The 19,039-nt window shown below is 66.1% G+C and carries 15 protein-coding genes and 1 tRNA gene; 6 read left to right on the forward strand and 10 right to left on the reverse strand.

Annotated elements, in window-relative coordinates:
- Positions 1-2: 2 nt before the first annotated feature.
- Positions 3-1,049: an ATP-dependent DNA helicase gene (locus T9R20_RS06485; RefSeq protein ID WP_322411712.1), complete on the reverse strand. Its 1,047-nt coding sequence runs from the start codon at positions 1,047-1,049 to the stop codon at positions 3-5.
- A gap of 151 nt (positions 1,050-1,200) precedes the next feature.
- Positions 1,201-2,547, reverse strand: a complete 1,347-nt coding sequence (locus T9R20_RS06490; RefSeq protein WP_322411713.1) for a relaxase domain-containing protein — start codon at positions 2,545-2,547, stop codon at positions 1,201-1,203.
- A gap of 510 nt (positions 2,548-3,057) precedes the next feature.
- Here T9R20_RS06490 and T9R20_RS06495 point away from each other — a divergent pair.
- Entirely contained in the window at positions 3,058-4,761 is a 1,704-nt protein-coding gene (locus T9R20_RS06495; RefSeq protein WP_322411714.1) for a DUF262 domain-containing HNH endonuclease family protein, read from the forward strand.
- A gap of 437 nt (positions 4,762-5,198) precedes the next feature.
- On the opposite strand, the gene T9R20_RS06500 is transcribed toward T9R20_RS06495, so the two are convergent.
- Positions 5,199-6,410 carry a DNA cytosine methyltransferase gene (locus T9R20_RS06500; protein WP_322411715.1) on the reverse strand — a complete coding sequence of 404 codons (1,212 nt, stop codon included), beginning with the start codon at positions 6,408-6,410 and terminating at the stop codon, positions 5,199-5,201.
- A gap of 68 nt (positions 6,411-6,478) precedes the next feature.
- Between T9R20_RS06500 and T9R20_RS06505 the strand changes: the two genes are divergently transcribed.
- Entirely contained in the window at positions 6,479-7,681 is a 1,203-nt protein-coding gene (locus tag T9R20_RS06505) for a hypothetical protein (RefSeq protein ID WP_322411716.1), read from the forward strand.
- Positions 7,682-7,756: 75 nt separating this feature from the next.
- Here the strand turns inward: T9R20_RS06505 and T9R20_RS06510 are convergent, their stop codons facing one another.
- A complete protein-coding gene (locus T9R20_RS06510; protein WP_322411717.1) occupies positions 7,757-8,272 on the reverse strand; it encodes an HNH endonuclease in 516 nt (171 codons plus the stop codon).
- 308 nt (positions 8,273-8,580) lie between these two features.
- Entirely contained in the window at positions 8,581-8,901 is a 321-nt protein-coding gene (locus tag T9R20_RS06515) for a nucleotide pyrophosphohydrolase (RefSeq protein ID WP_322411718.1), read from the reverse strand.
- Between the two features lie 340 nt (positions 8,902-9,241).
- On the opposite strand from T9R20_RS06515, the gene T9R20_RS06520 reads away from it, so the two are divergent.
- On the forward strand, positions 9,242-10,372 hold the full coding sequence (locus T9R20_RS06520; RefSeq protein ID WP_322411719.1) for a tyrosine-type recombinase/integrase: 1,131 nt from the start codon (positions 9,242-9,244) through the stop codon (positions 10,370-10,372).
- 217 nt (positions 10,373-10,589) lie between these two features.
- Here the strand turns inward: T9R20_RS06520 and T9R20_RS06525 are convergent.
- The 4 genes from T9R20_RS06525 to T9R20_RS06540 all read right to left on the reverse strand — a co-directional run bounded on the left by T9R20_RS06525 (position 10,590) and on the right by T9R20_RS06540 (position 12,362).
- Positions 10,590-10,661, reverse strand: a tRNA-Arg gene (locus tag T9R20_RS06525).
- 77 nt (positions 10,662-10,738) lie between these two features.
- Positions 10,739-11,023 (reverse strand): Fe-S cluster assembly protein HesB, encoded by a 285-nt coding sequence (locus T9R20_RS06530; protein ID WP_322411720.1) that lies wholly within the window; start codon positions 11,021-11,023, stop codon positions 10,739-10,741.
- A 124-nt stretch (positions 11,024-11,147) separates the two neighbouring features.
- Entirely contained in the window at positions 11,148-11,495 is a 348-nt protein-coding gene (locus tag T9R20_RS06535; RefSeq protein WP_322411721.1) for an Lsr2 family protein, read from the reverse strand.
- A 60-nt stretch (positions 11,496-11,555) separates the two neighbouring features.
- Positions 11,556-12,362: a LuxR C-terminal-related transcriptional regulator gene (locus T9R20_RS06540; RefSeq protein ID WP_322411722.1), complete on the reverse strand. Its 807-nt coding sequence runs from the start codon at positions 12,360-12,362 to the stop codon at positions 11,556-11,558.
- Between the two features lie 192 nt (positions 12,363-12,554).
- On the opposite strand from T9R20_RS06540, the gene T9R20_RS06545 reads away from it, so the two are divergent.
- Together T9R20_RS06545 and T9R20_RS06550 are read left to right on the forward strand one after the other, a co-directional pair.
- Complete coding sequence (locus T9R20_RS06545; protein ID WP_322411723.1) at positions 12,555-12,908, forward strand: DUF485 domain-containing protein; 354 nt, start codon at positions 12,555-12,557, stop codon at positions 12,906-12,908.
- Positions 12,905-14,536: a cation acetate symporter gene (locus tag T9R20_RS06550; protein WP_322411724.1), complete on the forward strand. Its 1,632-nt coding sequence runs from the start codon at positions 12,905-12,907 to the stop codon at positions 14,534-14,536. The genes T9R20_RS06545 and T9R20_RS06550 overlap by 4 nt, the downstream gene beginning before the upstream one ends.
- An 81-nt stretch (positions 14,537-14,617) precedes the next feature.
- Here the strand turns inward: T9R20_RS06550 and T9R20_RS06555 are convergent, their stop codons facing one another.
- On the reverse strand, positions 14,618-15,160 hold the full coding sequence (locus tag T9R20_RS06555; protein WP_322411725.1) for a methylated-DNA--[protein]-cysteine S-methyltransferase: 543 nt from the start codon (positions 15,158-15,160) through the stop codon (positions 14,618-14,620).
- 178 nt (positions 15,161-15,338) lie between these two features.
- On the opposite strand from T9R20_RS06555, the gene T9R20_RS06560 reads away from it, so the two are divergent.
- A complete protein-coding gene (locus tag T9R20_RS06560; RefSeq protein ID WP_322411726.1) occupies positions 15,339-19,037 on the forward strand; it encodes an AAA family ATPase in 3,699 nt (1,232 codons plus the stop codon).
- Positions 19,038-19,039: the final 2 nt, after the last annotated feature.

Here is a 19,039-nt window from a genome sequence, read left to right on the forward strand (position 1 = left end):
GTCTAGATGCCAATCCCGCGCCCGGCAGTCGGCGTCCTGCCCACCGGCCCCGTAGTCATCGCCGCCTCCCGGTTCCTCGCCGCACGCCGCACCTCCGCCTCAGCCGCACGCACCGCATCCTGCATCGTCAACTCGGGTGTGCCGCGCTGCATCGACTCAGCGAGGCACTCGCGGGCCGCGGCATCCGTCCGCGCTACGACGACCGCGACGTTGCTCAGCCGACCGCGCGTGAGGCCCACGTAGAGCCCCGCGGCATCGACATCGGGCCCGACCACCGACGCGTCGGCGGTGTCGCCCTGCACACCGTGCACGGTGGACGCGTAGGCGAGCTGCAGGTGCTCGCGCGCGTATTCGGTGGACACACGCGCCACCTCGCCGCTGTCGCTCACCGAGACAAGAGACAGGTACTCGTCGCTGATGCCGCGCACGATCCACTGTGCGCGATTCTCGACTCCCGTGAGCCGGTCGTTGCGACGGGTCTGGACGGTGTCGCCGACGAGGATGCGCTGCTGCCCGAGTCCCCACGCGGCGACGCGGGCGTCGAGCTCGCCCTGATCGATTCGCCGCTGCTGGATGCCGTCGTTGATCGCATCCGCCTCAGCATTCGTGCCAGATACCAACGTCACCCGGTTGCCGCGTGCGTGCCAGCCAAAGTACGCGTCGATCATCCGCTCACGCGCCGCGTCGTGATGATCGACCCGGTCGACGTGACCGTGTTCGGCAAGCTCGCCCGCAACCACCAGCGCACGCTCGCGATCACCCGCATCGCGGAGCCGCAGCGTGAGCGCCGCGTAGTCGGGATCGCGGAACCGGTGCACCGTGTCGAGCTCGATCGCAGCGTTCGCGTGCCGGAACGCAGAACCCATCGCACCCGCATGCCCGACCGGCAACGCCTGATGCGTGTCACCCACGAACGCCAGCCCGACACCCTGCTCGATCGCGAGCTCGAAGAGGACGGTCGCCGTCCGCAGGTTGACCATTCCGGCTTCGTCAACGACGATCCGATCGCCAGATCGCAGCACGTACTGCGTCGGTCCGCTGTAGGGCACGAATGCTGGATGCCGCGGCCCCGACCTCGCGCGGAAGCCACCGATGCCGCCTTTCGCGCGGGTGCAACGACGAGCATGCGCCGCCGTTGCGACGTGCGCGCCGCGAACGCAGCGCGCAGCATCGTCGTCTTGCCCGTGCCGGCGGGTTCGGTCACGTCACGAGATCGTCGGTGCCGGCGATGGCGCACGCGGCAACGCTTTGCGATGCATCCAGTACTGACGGATCTTCGTTCGGTGCGAACCGGCGCAACTCGCCCGCCAACCGCGAGCGGCCCGGCCAGGCGAGCGCATCCAGGCGGCCCACGAGACGCACCTTGGCGCGCACGGTCTCGGTCGCCATGAACGCCTTCACGTGGGCCGGCGGCACATCCGCAACGAGCCGATAGACGGAACACGTGGCGCGCTCCGTGATCTCGGCGATCACGCCGTCGAGGCGGTCGCGCTCCGCAACGACCCTCGTGCGTGAGAGCGCGCGTATTGCGCCCGCTCGGATGTCGAAGAAGCTGAACCTCCCGCCGCAGGAGGTGGACCGTTCGTCCGCGTCGACGACCGCCTGTGCAGCGAGCAGATCCAGATTGATGGCATGCGGGTCTGTTGCAGCCACTGGAATGGGGGCGCGCGGGGTGGTCAGATTCGGATCGATCGCTGCGATCTCGTCGCGGACGCGCGCCTCCCACGACGTCTCGTCGAGATTGGCCGGCTTGTTCGGACGCGACACCGCCCACGCGCGCCGATCGATTTGCTGCAGCACCTCCACGCTCGGCGCAGATCCTCCGTGCGCCGCCGACCACTCCGTGATCAGGCGCGCGCGGTTGTCTTCGATTTGCGCCGACCGACGCGAGATGGGTCGGACGGCGCCCGCGAGCACGGCGATCTCGCCAGTGTCGTCGAGCGAGTATCCGTGCCGGGCGAGCGCGGCGATCCAGGCGGGATCCGTGCGGGCGGCGAGCTCGCCCTCGGCGTTGATGACGGTGTGCAGTTTCATCGCGACGCGCGAGTCGAGGTTCGACCACCTGTCGTCCGCGCCGAGCACCTTGATGTTCAGCCAGAGGTGACGGTGGATGTGCGGGTCGAGCGCGCGCGAGCGCCGATGCTGCAGCTCGACCACCTCGATGCGGGTGATCGCCTCGCGGATGAGCCCTCCGTGCCCGCGCCGCGCGTTGAGCTCCGTCTGCCATGTGAGCAGGATCCGGTCACGTAGCCGGTCCTGAAGCGCTTCGAACTCGGCGGCAAGTTCGGGATGCAGCAGCGCGGCGATGCTGTAGGACTTCGGGTGGTTGAGCGTTCCGTCGAGCAGCAGGTCGGCGTCGGGGCTCAGCCGCTGATGGCCGCGCTCTTCCCCGGTGACCGGATCATGTCCGGTGAGCCAGACACGAAGGCCGCCGGCGGTGAGCTCGTCCGAGGTGATGACGCCGTTCGCCACGATGAATCGTGAGACGGTCGAATCGGATGCGGCACTGTACGCTTCGAGCGCGTCAATGCCGGGGGAGCGCTGCATGTGAGCATCGCAGGTGCCCTCTAGCGCGTAGCCGATCGCCTGCCGAACCCCTCTGGACTCGACACCTCGCTTCCATCGCTCAAGGCCTCCTCGCATGCCCTCAGAATAGGGTGTGTTTTGCCAGTTATCCAGGTATTTTCCTGGTGTGCAGGTGCGTGCAGGGCAGTGCTTCTAAACGGTGTTCGTCACCCTGGGTGCCTACGTGCATTGTTCTCTGAATTGCTCTCTCGATGGTTACCGCGTCTTCATCGCAGCAGAGCCTTCTTCGGGCTTAGTGGGGCTCTGTGCGGACGCGAAATAGATGAGCCGGCGCATCCGAATGGCTCAGCGGCAGGAATCTGTGAGTAGAGTGCACCTGCCTAGCCGCAGCATCACAGCGGAAGCGGGCGGATGTCTCCAGGCCGCGCCGTCGACGCGCGCGATGGATTCGTAGTTGGATTAGACATCGTGCGATCGTCTACCGCCTTCTCACCCTCGGCCGCACTACCCACCAATCACACGGGGAGCACCATGCCAGACATCGACTTCCAACCCGAGAAGCGATCGGTCGAGGATCTCTATGTTGGCGCTGATTACTACGTGATTCCACGCTTTCAACGGCCCTACAGCTGGGAGGCGACCAACCTAGACGACTTCTGGCGTGACATCGTGTTTGACAATTCGGTGGGCTACTTCATCGGCCCCATGGTCGCTTGGCGTGAATCGGGAAGCCCGATCCGCAGACTCGTCGACGGACAGCAACGCTTGACGACTATCTCGATCATGTTCGCGGTGATCCGTGACGAACTCAAGGCGCTGGGTGAGGAAACCCTCGCGGCCGGAGTTCACCGGTATCTAGAGAAGTACGACCGGAGCAACGAGCTCCAGTTCACCCTGCAGACCGAGGTGAGTTCGCCGTTCCTCTCGCAAGCGATCTTCAAGTACCCGGCGAACAGTGCAATCAATCCGGCAACCGAGGAGGAAGTCGCCCTTTCCCAGGCCCTTGCGCAAGTACGGCGGCTGATCACCGAAGAACTCGGCAAGCGTCAGGATCCGCTCGACTGGCTCTTGGAACTCCGTGATCGAATTCTAGGGCTGAAGGTCATCTGGATCGAGCACAGCAACGAGGATGACGCGTACATCATTTTCGAGACTCTCAACAGTCGCGGAAAGGATCTGGAGGTCGTCGACCTACTCAAGAATCACTTGCTTGCCCGGTTGCGCGGAAACGGGAACGCGGCCGCAGACACATACCGCGCGACTTGGGAGAAGTTGCGGGACCGCCTCGAGTCGACCGATTCAAGAGTTCGTATCGATGCCAATCGGTTCATCCTCCACTGGTGGCTCTCGCAGGAGGACTACGTTGCTCAGCGCAAACTCTTCAGAGCAATCAAAGCGAAAGTGAATTCTGAGCCTCTTGCCGAAGCCCGATTGAATTCCCTAGTCCGCGATGCCGCCCTCTATCGCAAGGTCGTCGAACCTTCCGGAGTGAACTGGGCCACCGAGGTGTCTGACGCCGGACGCAGCCTGAGTGCACTCGCGCTCTTCGGAATCGTGCAACCGGCACCCCTCCTCCTCTCATTGATGCGAGCCCGCGAGGCTAGCCCAAAGCTCGGTGCAGCTCATTTCAAGAAGACTCTTCAGACGATTGAGCGATTCCACTTCCAACGCACAGTCGTGAGTCAGCTGAGCAGCAGCGGCGGCGTTTCCGAGATGTACGCGAAAGCCGCGCGCGAACTCTACCTAGCTGGAACAGACCAGTCAGCGAGAGTGCGAGTCTTGAACGATCTCCGAGCAAAGCTGATCGATCGCAAGCCAGATCGTGAGCAGTTTCTCTTGGCGTTCGAGGAGCGATTCCTCTTCACAGACGACTTCACTCGCGACAGCAAGCTGGTCCGATACGTCCTCTCCGCGTTCCTGCGGGCGGCGCACCCGACGACGGGCCTAGACAACCTGACGATCGAGCACATCATGTCTCAAGCGAAGATCGGCAACGGAGAATCTATGGAAACAGTTGGCTCCCTGGGAAATCTCCTGCTGGTGAGTGAGGCTGTCAACCAGAAGTTGGGAAGCAAGACCTTCGAGGCAAAAAAGGCTGTGCTCAAGCGGGTCGGCTCCGCGTACGACATTGGCGGCGTCGTCGACCAGGCGAACTGGTCTGCGAGCGAGATCACAGCCCGCACCCGTATGCTCGCCGAACGCGCTCACGACGTCATATGGAAGCTCCCAGTCTGACGCCATGCTCGCTGGTCGGACCCTGCCTGGGTCGGATTGGCGACTACATCCCAGCTGGGCGCCTCACAACGCCAGGTGAGCCCTTGTTTCCCGCATGTTCACGGAAGCCGACGGCGGGGGTAAGAGGTTGGGACGAGCTGACGGCGATACGGACGGCAGAAGCTGAGTATCGCTGCGACGGTGTCACCGCGACATCTCACGGCCCGATCATCTCGCCTTCATTTGCGCGCATCGTCGTGTGCTCTGATCGCGGTACGCGCCTGCCCGACTACAGTCCGCCAGGGGCTCAGCCGCCGATCCTGGAACGGGAATGACGGAGAGGTATCGCGGTATCCATGTGTAGAAGACCACTCAAGTTGACCGCCTCATAGTGACCAATGAGCGAGGGGCCCAGTATTGGTGGCCTTCTGCGAGGGTCCGCAATGCGGAGCTTCCTCTCAGGCGAAGATCAGTTCACTGGTCGCCCGGTGGGAGTGTAGGTAACCGAGTTGCGTCATGAGCGCTTTCACGACGGCCTTGCCCAGCTCCAGTGGCACGGCGTTACCAAGCTGGCGCTGAACTTCGACGCGCGTGCCATCGATCTTGAAGTCATCAGGGAAGGACATGAGACGAAGCATTTCCTTCACTCGGAGGCGGCGCGCACGCTCGTCGCCTGAGGCGGTGCGCACGTTCTCCCAGTGGAAGGGACCGACCCAAGGCCCGGGCTGCGCCTGAAGGGTCGTGGAAGGGCGGTTCGGGTCAAGCCGCAGCAGGAAAGTCCAATACCGGCTGCGCCACTCGAAGTGATCTCGGCCCGCGTAGCGATCGGTATGCCACAGATAGTTCTGGCCCGGCGGAACCTCAGATGCGAGTTCGCCATACACGCCATCGACAATCTCGTCGTCGCTTAGGGGCACAAGTTTAGGCAGATCTGCGAACGCCTGGGACGCGGTCACATGCGGCACTTTCGTAACGTCGATCTTCCGATCGCGTTCGCTCCACCCGGAATGCGTGGGTTCGGGAAATTCGAACTTCTCGCCGTCTCGGCGCCCGACGACGAAGACCCGGCGTCGTAGTTGCGGCACGCCGTAGTCGGCGGCAAGCAGAACCTTCCATTGCGGGTTGTATCCGAGTTCGCCGAGCGCTCTCAGTAGCCGGTCGAACTGAGCTCGATGTGTCTTGTAGGTGAGCCCTTGCACGTTCTCGAGAACAAAAGCTTCCGGGCGAGAGTCTCGAACCACGCGAACGTACTCATCGAGTAGGGAAGCGTTAGGGTCCCGGCTCTCTCTCTTCTGTTCGAGCCAGAAGCCCGATTTGCTGAATGGCGTGCACGGTGGGCCGCCCACGACAAGAACCGGCTCCGTGGAGCGAAGCCCTGCTGAAGCGAGGATCTGCTCAGTTGGAACTTCACGGATGTCGCCTGTGAGAGTCGCCGTGTTGGAGAAGTTCGTCTTCAGCGTCGCGAGCGCCGGTGCGTTGTAGTCCGTCGCGACAGCAACTCGCAGGAGACCCTCACCCGGGTCGTTTGAGACGAGCGCTTGCGCGTCAGCGCGTTCCACTGCCAGATCCAGTCCGCCGGCTCCAGAAAACAGGCTCACCACCGGTAGTTGTTCGCGCATCGTCACCTTCTCGTCTCGCACCCGCACGGGCCGGGGCCGGTGCGCGCGCATGTCTGACCAGTATCGTCGGTACCAGTCTGCCGTCTGTGTCCGACATGCCATCGATACGGTCCTGATCGGTGGAGATCCTGCCCGAGGAGGCCACTGTGGAGGAACCGATTGCAGGTCGATCTGTCGGGGAGGTCTATCGGGTCCAGGGACGGGCCGATCTACATGCGTTCCTCCTCGACGCCGTGGAAGAGTCCGGCGGACGCATCCTCTACGCAAGCGACGCCAGTCGAGCACCGATCTTCATTGGTGCTCAGCTCGACACTGATGAGCGCATTGGCATGCTCATCTATCCCTTCCGTGTGACTCGGAACGCGATCAAGAATCGCCCCGTCGATGAGGTGCGTGGCCAGCTTCGCTACGGCTCAGAAGACAGCTGGGAGCGAGAACATCCCGTTGGACGTGATGTTGCCGGCCTCGACGTAACGATGATCCTCGGGATCGATATCGCTGACGACGTGGTGATCGGGCTCGACGCGAATCTCTGGGACCCGCTGCCCATGGGAATCTCGTTCTATGCCAAGGATTCTGAACTCGACCAAGCCATGCGCAATGGATGGCACGTCTGGGAGAAGATCAATCGCGGCGGAAGTAGACGATCTGAGCCACGCTCGCCGACCAACCTCGAGACCGTTGTCGCGTTCGTGCCGAGGCGGCTATTCGATTACGTTCGCCTCGAGCGGCGAGCGAGTGCTCTACGGCTTGATCCGGCGCTTCGCTACTCCGCGGCTCTCGCGATCGGTGACAACGCCAATCGCGACACGACGCCGATCAGGCACGTTCTCGAAGAACAGTTCGCGCTGACAAGCGAACAGATACTTGACATCATTGGCGGACGAAATCGTCTGGCGGTGGCTGTGCGCGGTGGCGTCGCCGAACATCACCTCGAGGACCAGCTGCGCCGGTCACCGGATGTCAAGCAAATCGAGCGTCTTGATGTCGATGCAATGCACGACTTCAATGTCACACTCGTGGACGGGCGGAAACTCCGGGTCGAGTGTAAGAACGCGAGCCCGCGGACTACGGCTGGTGGCGATTTCAAGGTAGAGGTGCAAAAAACTCGCGCGTCAAAGGCGGACCCTGCCTCGCGGTTCTACCCGGTCGACGGCTTCGATGTCGTGGCGGCTTGTCTGTTCTCGCCGACGGGCAAATGGGAGTTCAGGTTTGGTGCTACCGACGCGATGCCTCGGCATGGCAGCTTCCCGGACCGTCTTGCGCCCGTCCAGACGGTGACGGCCGATTGGCGTTCCAATCTCGCGGATCTCGAAACATGAGGATGCGCTCGGGTCCTCGCTTGCGCGATCGGACTGCCCCTATCGAGTCTCGAACTGCTCGCGGCCGCGTGGTTTCTATCCCGCCGCGGTAGGCGGAGGCTCGATTACAGAACCAGACGAGGCGATCCGATCACGAATCTGAGCGACCGTGGATTCGGCGTCCCGCATCAGCTCAAGAATCGCAGCGTGATTACGCCAGTGCTGGTTCCAAAGCTCATCGCCAACTACCTCCAAGAAATCGACGCGCGTCGGGGTACCCCACTGCTCGTAGCGCCGAAGTCGTTCTGCGCGTTCGTCGAGTCCGGGGACGCCGCGCGTTGTCGGGGACAGTCGGGCGGCACCGAACAACCAGTCATACCAGTAGCTGTTTCCTTTGCTCTGATTGCACTTCCCGCATGCGGGTACAAGGTTGTGGATCTCCGAGATGTAACCGGTCGGCTGCTGATTGACTACGAGCGGCCGAAGGTGATCCCACTCGGTCGAAGGGTCACCACAGTAGGCGCACAAGACCTGGCCTGGCATCCCAAGAATGTTGAGCGCCTCCTCGACCTGGGCGGCCGTAGGCCAGATCACTGGGATGATGCCGTTCACGAAGGAGTTCGTGATGCTCGAGGAACGACCCGAGATCCGAACGGCCTTGGGCATTGAAAATCGGTCCAACCGTGGCACGGTTGCGAGCCTACAGATCAACACGCGAACCCTGTCAGGTCGCGAGCCGGTGGACTACATCAGCCCAAACACAGGCGCGACCGCAAAAACTCACGCAACGCGGGGTCGCAGACATAGAGGTAGGTGCCGCGCATTCCGTGCGTCAGCAGCACCCCATAGATGTTGCGGATTACTGGAGCAGGTCGTCGTCGGTGAAGGCGATGCCCGCTCTCGAGTTGACCTTCTCGACGCTAAGGGGCGTCATACTTCGTGGTCCGTCCCTTCGCGCGTTCGGCAGGGTACTTGTCAGCGGTCACGACCAGTTTCGCGAGCACGATCTCGTCAGGATCGACGCTCAGCTGTTCGGCGAGGAGCATGCAGTAGGTAGGGACGTCCGCGAGTTCTTCGCTAACTCGCGGAGGGTCGGCATGATCGTTCCATTGGAAGCACTCCAGCAGCTCGCCAGCCTCGATCGAGCTGCTCTTGGCGAGGTTTGCGGGGGTGTGGAACTTGGCCCAGTTGCGCTCTCGAACGAACTCCTTCAGGGCTTGTCGAACTCGCTCACTCGTCACGAGTGCGACCGTGCAGGGCACCCACTTGGTTCTCCATGCCTGGCGCTCTCCCGACAATCAGCAATCAGCGAGCGGGCGCGGCGGAGTGCCGGGACCGTGAAAATAGCGCAGGCCGGAGCGCAGCGGAGCACCGAGTCTATGTCGCGAAAGCCCGGAATGGAGCCGAACTCGATCGCTACACTCTCGGCGTCGGAGGGAAGCGCGGCCCTGTACGCCAACGCCAGGTGACGACGTCTTCCGTCATCTATCCACATCTGTCATCGGCCGCATTGAAGGCATCCGGTCCGTGCTCGATACTGGCCGGATACTGACCGTCGAGCCGGCATGAGCGGAGGTCGAGATGGGCAGCATCACCCCGTACGAATCGGCGAAGGGCCGCCGCTACCGCGTGCGGTATCGCAAGCCGGATCGCACCGAGGCGGAGAAGCGCGGCTTCACGACGATGCGCGAAGCGAAGCTGTACCTCTCCATGGTCACGGTGTCGAAGTCAAAGGGCGAGTACATCGACCCGTCCTCGTCGCGGGTTCCTGTCCGGATGTTCGCGGACAGCTGGCTGCGATCCAAACAACCGCCGATGTCGAAGCCGTCGTACTACATGACGCTCGAGCGCGCGTGGAAGAACCACGTCGCGCCGGTCTGGGCCGACAGGGAGATTTCTTCGATCCGTCGCTCTGAGGTTCAGGATTGGGTGTCCGACCTCGCGACGCAGAAGTCACGGACCGTCGTCCTCCGTTCGCTGGGGATCCTTGCCGGCATTCTCGATGTGGCGATCGACGATCGGCGTCTCGCGAGCAATCCGGCCCGCAACGTGCGCAACCTGCCTCGGCACGGACCGGGCAAACGTCGCGTCTACCTCTCGCACGACCAGGTCGCGACGCTGGCGGCGTGCTCCGCGCATCCGACGCTCGTCCTGACGCTGGCGTACACCGGCCTGCGGTGGGGTGAGGCGACCGGGCTGCGGGTCCGCAGCGTGAACCGCCTCCGTCGACGGTTCGTCATCGAGGAGAACGCGGTGATGATCGCGTACGAGATCCATGTCGGCACGCCGAAGACGCACGAGAAGCGCTCGGTCCCTTACCCGGAGCGTCTCGCTCCGATGATCGAGCAGGCGTGCGCCGGCAAGGGCCCGGAGGGTCTGCTGTTCGGCGACGGGGTCCATCACATGCGCAACTCGGGGGAGAAGGGGTGGTTCGCGAACGCGGTCCGGCGTGCGCAGGAGTTCGATCCGTCGATCCCGCGGCTGACTCCTCACGACCTCCGTCATACCGCTGCGTCGCTCGCGATCAGCTCAGGCGCGAACGTGAAGGCCGTGCAGCGCATGCTCGGGCACGCGTCTGCGGCGATGACGCTGGACACGTACGCCGACCTCTTCGACGACGATCTGGATGCCGTTGCCACCCGACTGAACGACCAGATGCCGTTGGTGGCGCTGCCGTCGGGTCCGCAGACCCGCTACGCCCGACCGCAGTGACCGCAGAGAGCAGATTGCTCAGTCCTGCCGAGGCTCGAGACGTCCGAGATGCTCGTTTTCGGCGTTTCGAGACGTCCAGCGGAGTGCGCTGAAGGGGCATGTCGGTGCCCTCAGCGCGGCCTCAGAGTTTTCAGAATGCGGGCAAAAAGCGGGCAAAAACGCCATCTGTGTGGTCTGACCTTAGAAGAAACTCCTGGTCAGAGGCTAAAAGAGACTGTGCCCCTGGAGGGACTCGAACCCCCAACCGTTTGCTTAGGACGCAACTGCTCTTCCATTGAGCTACAGAGGCTGGCGGATCGAGTCTAACCGCCGACGACGAGGGCCCCGGTGCGTGTGCACCGAGGCCCGTCGTCAAACTTCAGGTCGTTACGCCTGCGCCGCGAGGGCGAAGCGCACCGAGCCGTCCTCGTTCATCTGAGCGTCGAGGACCTGGTCGTCCAGCGCCGCCTGCGCGGTGCTGTCGAGGAAGACGCGAGCGCCGTCCGCTTCAACGACGGCGTCCGCAGGCTCGGGCTGCGGGGCCAGGGTCAGTTCGAAACCGGCAGTGGGTGCCTCGGCTCCGCGGATGCGGATACCTGCGGCCTGGACGTCGGGGGTGCCTGCGACCACAGCCTTGACGGCGATGGCGGCGTTCTCGGTGAGAGTGAGCATGTGCTTCTCCTTCCGTGGTGGAGTCAGCCACGCTTCCGAGTATCGAGCGCAGGCGCAAGCCAGAGCGCCGATACCCAGGGTTCTTCGATGGAACACTCACGGAACGCAGAAGCGCCGCGATTGCCTAATTCGCGGCTTCGTACGCCTCCATCACCGACGCCGGAATGCGGCCACGCTCTGACACCGACATTCCGCGTTCTTTCGCCCACTGACGAACGGCCGTGTAGTCGGCCTGTCCCGTGCGGCGGCGCTTGCGGGATGCCGCGGATTCGGCCTGTCGGCCGGTCGACACCGAGCGGGCGGCGTCGACATATCGGGACAATGTATTCCGGAATTCGGCGGCGTTATCGACGGTGAGGTCGATCTCATACGCGACGCCGTCGAGAGAGAAGAGAACGGTTTCACCTTCGCCGACTTCGAGGACAGTTCCGTCCAGATCGTCAACGAGTTGATGCACAATTTTTCGGGCCATGGTCACACATTATGGGGTGACGAAGATGCGAAAGGCGCCGCACCGCAGAATTTCGGCTTTTCAGGGGAGGAGGCCCGCCCGACGCGCTTGCATCACTGCGGCATGGCGGGTCGAGACATCCAGTTTCGCCATCGCCGATTTCAGATACGACTTCACCGTCGCTTCGCGAAGCCCCAGGGTGTCGCCGATCTCGGCGTTCGTCTCTCCGAGGGCAGCTCGGGCGAGGACATCCGTTTCCCTGGGGGAGAGGTGGATGTCGCCGATCGACGGGTGGGGCTCATCGTGCGAGAGGGCGGCAAGTCGCTGCTCGACGCGCGCCAGGCGCCGGCGCAGCCCGTCGTCATCCACTCCTGCGGCGATGCTGCGCAGTTCGGCGTAGCTCTCGCGCAGCTCTTCGCGCGCCGCGGCGGGCATCGAGGCCGCGGGCATTTGCAACGGGGTGAAGGTCTCGAGCCGCCGCGCGACCTCGTCGCGGACGCGGAGCTCGGTCGCGAGCTCTTCCGCGACCTGGAAGGCAGGGCGGGCGATGACGTCGCCGACGCGGCGTTCGCCCCAGGATCCGCAATAGATGACGCCCCGGGGCTTTCCCGACACGAGCACCGGTACGGCGAACAGCGTGGCGATGCCCTCACCGAGGATGGCGCGGTCGTAGTCGTGCGTGATGCTGCGGGCGGTGCGGTAGTCGAGCGCGAGCCGCGGTCGCTTCTCGACGTAGGCTCGGCCGCCCAGCCCCTTCATCGGGTGGACGACGAGCCCCTCGAGGTATCGGGTGCGGGCGCCGGAGATCGCCGACACATGGATCGCGTCGTCTCGCGAGAGGCCGCCGAAGGCGACGGGGAAGCCGGTGCGGCGGGTGAGATCTCCCACGGCACGGGAAACGAGTTGCACGTCGCTCGGAGCGCTTGACGAACCGACCACGAACTACCTACTTCCGGGGGTGACGGCTACGTCGCCGCCTTTCGTAGCGTCGACCATAGCAGGCGCCTCGCCGACGGTGGGGGGCGTCGTGAGTTCGGGACCGGCGCAAATGCGCCCACGGTTTGTGTGCAAGGAGGCCACATGTCCGATCGACGCACCGAGTCCGCCCCACCGGGTGGAATCGACTACATCGCGGTGGAGGAATCGCCGCGATTCGGGGAACTGAAACGGCGGCAGCGCAGTTTCATCTTCCCCTTCGCCCTCGCCTTCCTCGTCTGGTATTTCGCTTACGTGCTGCTGTCGTCTTTCGCGGTCGACTTCATGTCGCAGCGCGTGTGGGGTGACATCACCGTCGGCCTGATCTTCGGGCTCGGACAATTCGTCACCACCTTCGGCATCACGATGCTCTACGTCTGGTTCGCCAACCGGAAGCTCGACCCCATCGCCGAAGAGATCCGTGAAGAACTCGAGAAGCGAGAGGCGGCCGGCGCATGAACGAATTCTTCGCCTCCGTCGGGTCGGCGGTCAGCGCCGCGGTGGAAACGACCGAGAACAATCCGGTGCTGAACATCTCGATCTTCGGCGCCTTCGTCGCGGTGACGCTCTTCATCGTCATCCGCGCGAGTAGGAACAACAAGACCGCCGCCGACTATTACGCCGCCGGACGCTCCTTCACCGGGCCGCAGAACGGGTTCGCCATTTCGGGCGACTATCTCTCCGCGGCATCCTTCCTCGGCATCTGCGGCGCGATCGCGATCAACGGATACGACGGCTTCCTCTACTCCATCGGATTCCTCGTCGCGTGGCTCGTCGCCCTGCTGCTCGTGGCAGAGCTGATGCGCAACACCGGCAAGTTCACGATGGCCGACGTCCTCTCCTTCCGCCTGAAGGAGCGCCCCGTGCGCATGGCGGCGGCGATCACGACCCTCGCGGTGTGCTTCTTCTACCTGCTGGCGCAGATGGCGGGGGCGGGGGGCCTGGTCGCCCTGCTGCTCGGCATCACCGAGAGCGTGGGCCAGGCGGTGGTCGTCGCCGTGGTTGGCGTCATCATGATCGTCTACGTACTCGTCGGCGGCATGAAGGGCACCACCTGGGTGCAGATCGTCAAGGCGTTCCTCCTCATCGGCGGAGCGCTCATCATGACCATCTGGGTGCTGGCGATCAACGGCTTCAGCCTCAACACGCTGCTCGAGAACGCGGTGGCCGCGTCGGTGACCGAACCCGCTGACGCCATCCTCGGCCCGGGCCTGCAGTACGGCGGCAACCCGTGGGACTTCATCTCCCTCGCGATCGCGCTCGTGCTCGGCACCGCGGGCCTGCCGCACGTGCTGATGCGCTTCTACACGGTGCCGACCGCCAAAGAGGCGCGTCGCTCGGTCGTGTGGGCGATCTGGCTGATCGGCCTCTTCTACCTGCTCACCCTCGTGCTGGGCTACGGCGCTGCGGCGCTCGTCGGCCCGGAGCGGATCGCCTCGGCACCCGGCGGGGTCAACTCGGCCGCGCCGCTGCTCGCGCTCGAACTCGGCGGGCCGCTGCTCCTCGGGTTCATCAGTGCGGTGGCGTTCGCCACGATCCTCGCCGTGGTCGCGGGGCTCACCATCACCGCCGCGGCGTCGTTCGCCCACGACATCTACGCCAACGTGGTGAAGAAGGGGAACGTGCCGCCCGACGGCGAGGTGAAGGTCGCCCGGCGCACCGTCATCGTGATCGGCATCCTCGCGATCCTCGGCGGCATTGCCGTGCAAGGTCAGAACGTCGCGTTCCTGGTGGCGCTGGCGTTCGCGGTGGCGGCGTCGGCGAACCTCCCGACCATCCTCTACTCGCTGTTCTGGCGGAAGTTCACCACGCGTGGAGCGGTGTGGAGCATGTACGGAGGACTCGCGGCCGCGATCATCCTCATCGTCCTCTCGCCGGTGTTCTGGGGGTCGGAGACCAGCGTGTTCAAGGTGGGCACCGCGATCTGGCCGCTGAACAACCCCGGGATCGTCTCGATCCCGCTCGGGTTCTTCCTCGGCTGGCTGGGGTCGGTCACCTCGCGCGGCGGCGAAGACCGCACCAAGGCGGCCGAGATGGAGGTGCGCTCGCTGACCGGCTTCGGGGCCGAGAAGGCGACGAACCACTAGGACGCCTTCGATCCGGATGCCACGGCCCGGCGGCCCCGCGGAGAGGAACCTCCCGCGGGGCCGCTGCGCGCGACCGGCGGCCTACACGCCCGCCGCACGCTCGAAGTCGACGAGGAACCGCTTCACCTCGGGATGGCCGCCGTACTCGCCGAGCGACCCGTCGGCGCGCACCACCCGGTGCACGGGGATGACGATCGAGAACGGCGTTGTGGCGCAGGCGGTGCCGACCGCGCGCGCCGCGCCGGGGCTCCCTGCGGCAATGGCGACCTCGCCATAGCCGGCGGTCTCGCCGTAGGGGATCCGCTGGATCGCCTCCAGCGCGAGTCGGGTGAAGCCGGTGGCCTGACCGAGGTCGAGCGGCAGGTCGAACTGACGGCGCTCACGGGCGAAGTACTCGTCGAGCTGCTCGGCGGTGCGGCGGGCGAGGGGGTGCTCGGGCCCGGGCTCCACGTCGCCGTAGCGGCGGGCGAGGCCCTCGAGCTCCGGCTCTGCCGGCCCGTGGATCGGGTGCACGGTGAGCAGGGCGTCGTCACGCGCGACGATCAGCACCTCGCCGACGGGGGAGGGGTGGAGGAGGAACCGGGGGGCGAGGGCGGCGATCATGACGACATCCTCGCCCGTCACGCCCACTCCCGCGGGTGCCGGGGCGGCATCTGTGAGTGATCGGCGATCGGGGGTGCCTGTGCAGGAAGGGCCGATCACCCGGCGTGTCGTCAATACCGCGAAAACCCGCCCCGCCTAACGGCGCCCGACCTGGCGGGCGCTTAGTGTGGCTGACGTGTGGCGAGTCGAATCGGATGTCATGGAGAACCGGGGAGGAACAGTGACCGGTCCGGCCGTGAACCCCGGTGACCTCGGTCTTTCCGAGCCGGGCGTCACGGTCGCCCACATCGCCGACCCCGCGCGAGAGACCCTGCGGCGTCAGGCGTCGCAGCTGGGCGGTCGGTCGACACTGCTGCACTACAGCGACTCCCGCGAAGAGGGCATCGAGATCACCGGCGCCCACCCGGGGAGCCTCCCGCAGTTCATCACCGGCCGATCCACGCTGCTGTCGGGGCTGTTTCGCGACGAGGTGGCGCTGCGAAACGCGCGGCTCGCCGCCGAGCGCATCACCGCCAAGAACGTCGAGCTGCGCACCGCCCGAGGGATCGACGCGGTCCACCTCGCGGTGGGCCTCGCCTCATGGCGACTGGGCGGCCTCGCCTGCACCGCACCGGTGCTGCTGCGACCCCTCGCCATCCGGCGGCACCACTCCGACTTCGAGCTGAAGCTGCGGGGCTCGTTCCACGTCAACCCCGAGCTCATCCGGGCCTTCAAGACCCACTTCGGCATCACCGTCGACGGGGCGGCGCTCGCCGCCCTCGCCTACGACGGCGGCGTCTTCAAACCCCAGCCGGTCATCGACCACCTGCGGGCCCTGACCGCCTCGCTGCCGAACGTGAAGGTGCAGCCGCGCCTGGTGGTCTCGACCTTCGCCGACGTCGCATCGCCGATGTCGAGGGATGCCGCGAACCTCGACCACCCTGTGCTGAACGCCCTCGCGGGGCATCCTGCCGATCGCGAACGGGTGATGCACCGCCGGGAGATCCCCTCGATCCTCCCCGCCGACGAGCGTCCCCCCGCCGCCGACGCACTGCTGCTCGACGCCGACGCCGAACAGGAGGGAGTTCTCGCGCGCATCGCGTCGGGCCAGTCGCTCGTCGTCCACACGCTCCCCGGCACCGGCGGCACCCAGACCGTCATCAACGCCGTCGGCTCGCTCGTCCGCGAGGGGCGACGCGTCCTCGTCGTGAGTGCGCGACGCGCGACCCTCGAGGGCGTCCGTCACCGCCTCGCGGGTGTCGGGCTGCCGGGCCTCACCGTCTCGCCGCGGCACGTGCGCCGCGACCTCATCCGCGCGATCGGTCGCAACGAGAAGGCCGAGAAGCCGGCCGTGGCCGAGGTCGATGACGCCCTCGTGCGTCTTCGCACCGTGCTGCGCGACTACCGTCACGCCCTGACGACCACGCACTCCGACCTCGGCGTCTGCACGCTCGACGTGCTGCGCCGGCTCGCAGAACTCTCGGCCCTCGACCCCACGCCGTCGACCGCCGCGCGCTTCGACGTCAGCACGCTCATCCGCCTGGCGGGCAAGCGGCGAGAAGCCGCGACCAAGCTCGCCACCGCCGCGCGCCTCGGCGAATTCCGGTTCGGCCCGCACGACTCGCCGTGGTTCGGCGTCTCGTTCGCCACCACCGCCGATGCCCGCCGTGCGCACGGCCTCGCAGCCCGCCTCCACCGCGCCGACGTGCCGGCGCTCCTCGAGCGCGGCTACGCGATGGTCGGGCAGACCCACATGCGGCCGTTCCAGAGCGTCGCCGAGCTCGGGGTGCAGCTGCGGCTGCTCTCGGGCATCCGCGATTCGCTCGACCGGTTCAGCCCCACGGTGTTCGAGCGGCCGCTCGGCGAGCTCATCCAGGCCCACGGCCCGCGTCGCGACTCGCCGTCGATGAACGCGGCGAACCGTCGACGGCTCAAGCGTCTCTCGCGCGAGTACATCCGGCCCGGCGTCCACATCGTCGACATGCACGAGGCCCTCCTGAAGGTGCAGCAGCAGCGCACCGAGTGGCACCGCTACGTCGAGGCCGGCGTCATCCCCGAGGTGCCCTTCGGGCTGGCCGACGTGCACGTCGCCTGGCAGCGGGTCGACGCCGACCTCGCCGAGCTCGACGAGATCCTCGGGCGCTCGGGCGCCGACGCGCTCGGCTCGATCCCGGTATCGCAGCTCGTGCGCACGCTTGCCGAACTCGCCGCGGAATCGGACGTCTTCGACAACCTCGTCGAGCGGGCGACCCTGCGCTCCGAACTCGCAGGGCTCGGGCTCGAGCCACTCCTCACCGAGCTCTCAGTGCGTCACGTGCCCGAGCAGCAGGTCGGCGCCGAGCTCGAGTGGGCGTGGTGGCAGTCGGCGCTGGAGTACCTGCTGCGCACCGACCGCGCGCTCCTCGGCGCCAACACCGCCGTCGTGGACCGCCTCGAGCGCGACTTCCGGCTCGTCGACGAGGCGCACACCGGTGCGTCCGGGCCGCTGCTGGCCTCGCAGCTCGCAACCCAGTGGCGGATCGGCATCGTCGACGAGGCCGAGGAGGCCGCGGCCCTGCGAGCCGCCCTGAAGTCGGGCGACATCAGCCCCGCTCAGTTCCTCGACGCCGCCCCCACGCTCTCGCGCGCCCTCGCGCCGGTGTGGCTCGCATCGCCCTACGACGTGCCGCTCATCCCCGACTCCCTGCGCTTCGACGTCGTGATCATCGCGGATGCCGGGGCGCTGTGCCTCGCCGAGGCAACGCCGGCCCTGCGGCGCGGCGGTCAGCTGGTGGTCTTCGGCGACCCGGTGACGCAGAAGCCCACACCCTTCCGGGTGGCGTCGGCCATTCCCACCGATGACCCCGATGCGCCCGACGACCCGTTCGACGACGAGAGCGTGTTCGTCCGGCTCTCGGAGCTGTTCCCCGTCGAGACCCTCACCCGCAGCTACCGCGCCGGGGGAGAAGACCTCGCGGCGCTCGTGAACGACGCCTTCTACGGCGGCGAGATCGTGTCGCTGCCGTGGGCGGGGTCGTACCTCGGCCGCGGGAGCCTCAGCGTCGACTACGTCGAGGGCGGCACTGGCGCGCCCGACCCGATCAGCGGAGCCGTCGAGACCCCCGACGCCGAGGTCGCCCGCGTGGTGACCCTGGTCGTCGAGCACGCCGTGAACCGGGCGTCGGAGTCGCTGATGGTCGTCACCGCATCGCGGAAGCACGCCGAGCGGATTCGCGCCGCCGTCGGTGCCGCGTTCGCCGGGCGGACGGATGTCGCAGACTTCGTCGGTCGCGACACCGCCGAGCCGTTCGCCGTCCTCAGCCTCGAAGAGTCGGTGGCCGAGAGCCGCGACCGCGTCATCTTCTCGCTCGGGTTCGGCCTCACCAAGCACGGCCGCGTACTGAGCGACTTCGGCGACCTCTCCACCCCCGACGGCGAGCGGCTGCTCACCGTCGGCATGACCCGCGCCCGCCGGTCGATGGTGATCGTGTCGTCCATCCGTCCCTCGGCGTTCGACGAAGGACGCCTCGAGCACGGCGCGGCGACCCTCATGGGCATCCTCGGCGGCCTCGCCGCCCGCGCGCGCGAAGCGCGCCTCGAAGACCTCGCCGACCCGCTCACCCGGTCGCTGGCCCGCGAGCTCCGCCGCCTCGGCGTCTCGGTCGACGTGCAGTACCGGGGCCTCCTGCCCCTCGTCGCCCAGTACAACGGCAAGGCCGTCGTCGCCGAGAGCGATCCCGAGACCCGCGGCGAGTCGCTCCGCGAAGCGCTGCGGCTGCGGCCCCAGATCCTCCGCCGCCTGGGCTGGCACTACGTGCGCGTGCACTCGTTCGACCTGTACAGCGACCCGGCAGGGGTTGCGGCGCGCATCGCCGAGCTTCTGGGAGCCCCGGCGATCACCGCCGACCCCGACACGCAGCCGGTCGACCTCATCGAGTAAGT

The sequence above is a fragment of the Microbacterium invictum genome (genome assembly GCF_034421375.1).
GTDB lineage: Bacteria > Actinomycetota > Actinomycetes > Actinomycetales > Microbacteriaceae > Microbacterium > Microbacterium invictum_A.

Bases quoted from the DNA above. Each gene is read 5' to 3' on its own strand.
- T9R20_RS06530 (WP_322411720.1), bottom strand. From the start codon at position 11,023: ATGCTCACTCTCACCGAGAACGCCGCCATCGCCGTCAAGGCTGTGGTC.
- T9R20_RS06550 (WP_322411724.1), top strand. From the start codon at position 12,905: ATGAACGAATTCTTCGCCTCCGTCGGGTCGGCGGTCAGCGCCGCGGTG.
- T9R20_RS06535 (WP_322411721.1), bottom strand. From the start codon at position 11,495: ATGGCCCGAAAAATTGTGCATCAACTCGTTGACGATCTGGACGGAACT.
- T9R20_RS06490 (WP_322411713.1), bottom strand. From the start codon at position 2,547: ATGCAGCGCTCCCCCGGCATTGACGCGCTCGAAGCGTACAGTGCCGCA.
- T9R20_RS06545 (WP_322411723.1), top strand. From the start codon at position 12,555: ATGTCCGATCGACGCACCGAGTCCGCCCCACCGGGTGGAATCGACTAC.
- T9R20_RS06560 (WP_322411726.1), top strand. From the start codon at position 15,339: ATGGAGAACCGGGGAGGAACAGTGACCGGTCCGGCCGTGAACCCCGGT.
- T9R20_RS06520 (WP_322411719.1), top strand. From the start codon at position 9,242: ATGGGCAGCATCACCCCGTACGAATCGGCGAAGGGCCGCCGCTACCGC.
- T9R20_RS06495 (WP_322411714.1), top strand. From the start codon at position 3,058: ATGCCAGACATCGACTTCCAACCCGAGAAGCGATCGGTCGAGGATCTC.
- T9R20_RS06500 (WP_322411715.1), bottom strand. From the start codon at position 6,410: ATGCGCGCGCACCGGCCCCGGCCCGTGCGGGTGCGAGACGAGAAGGTG.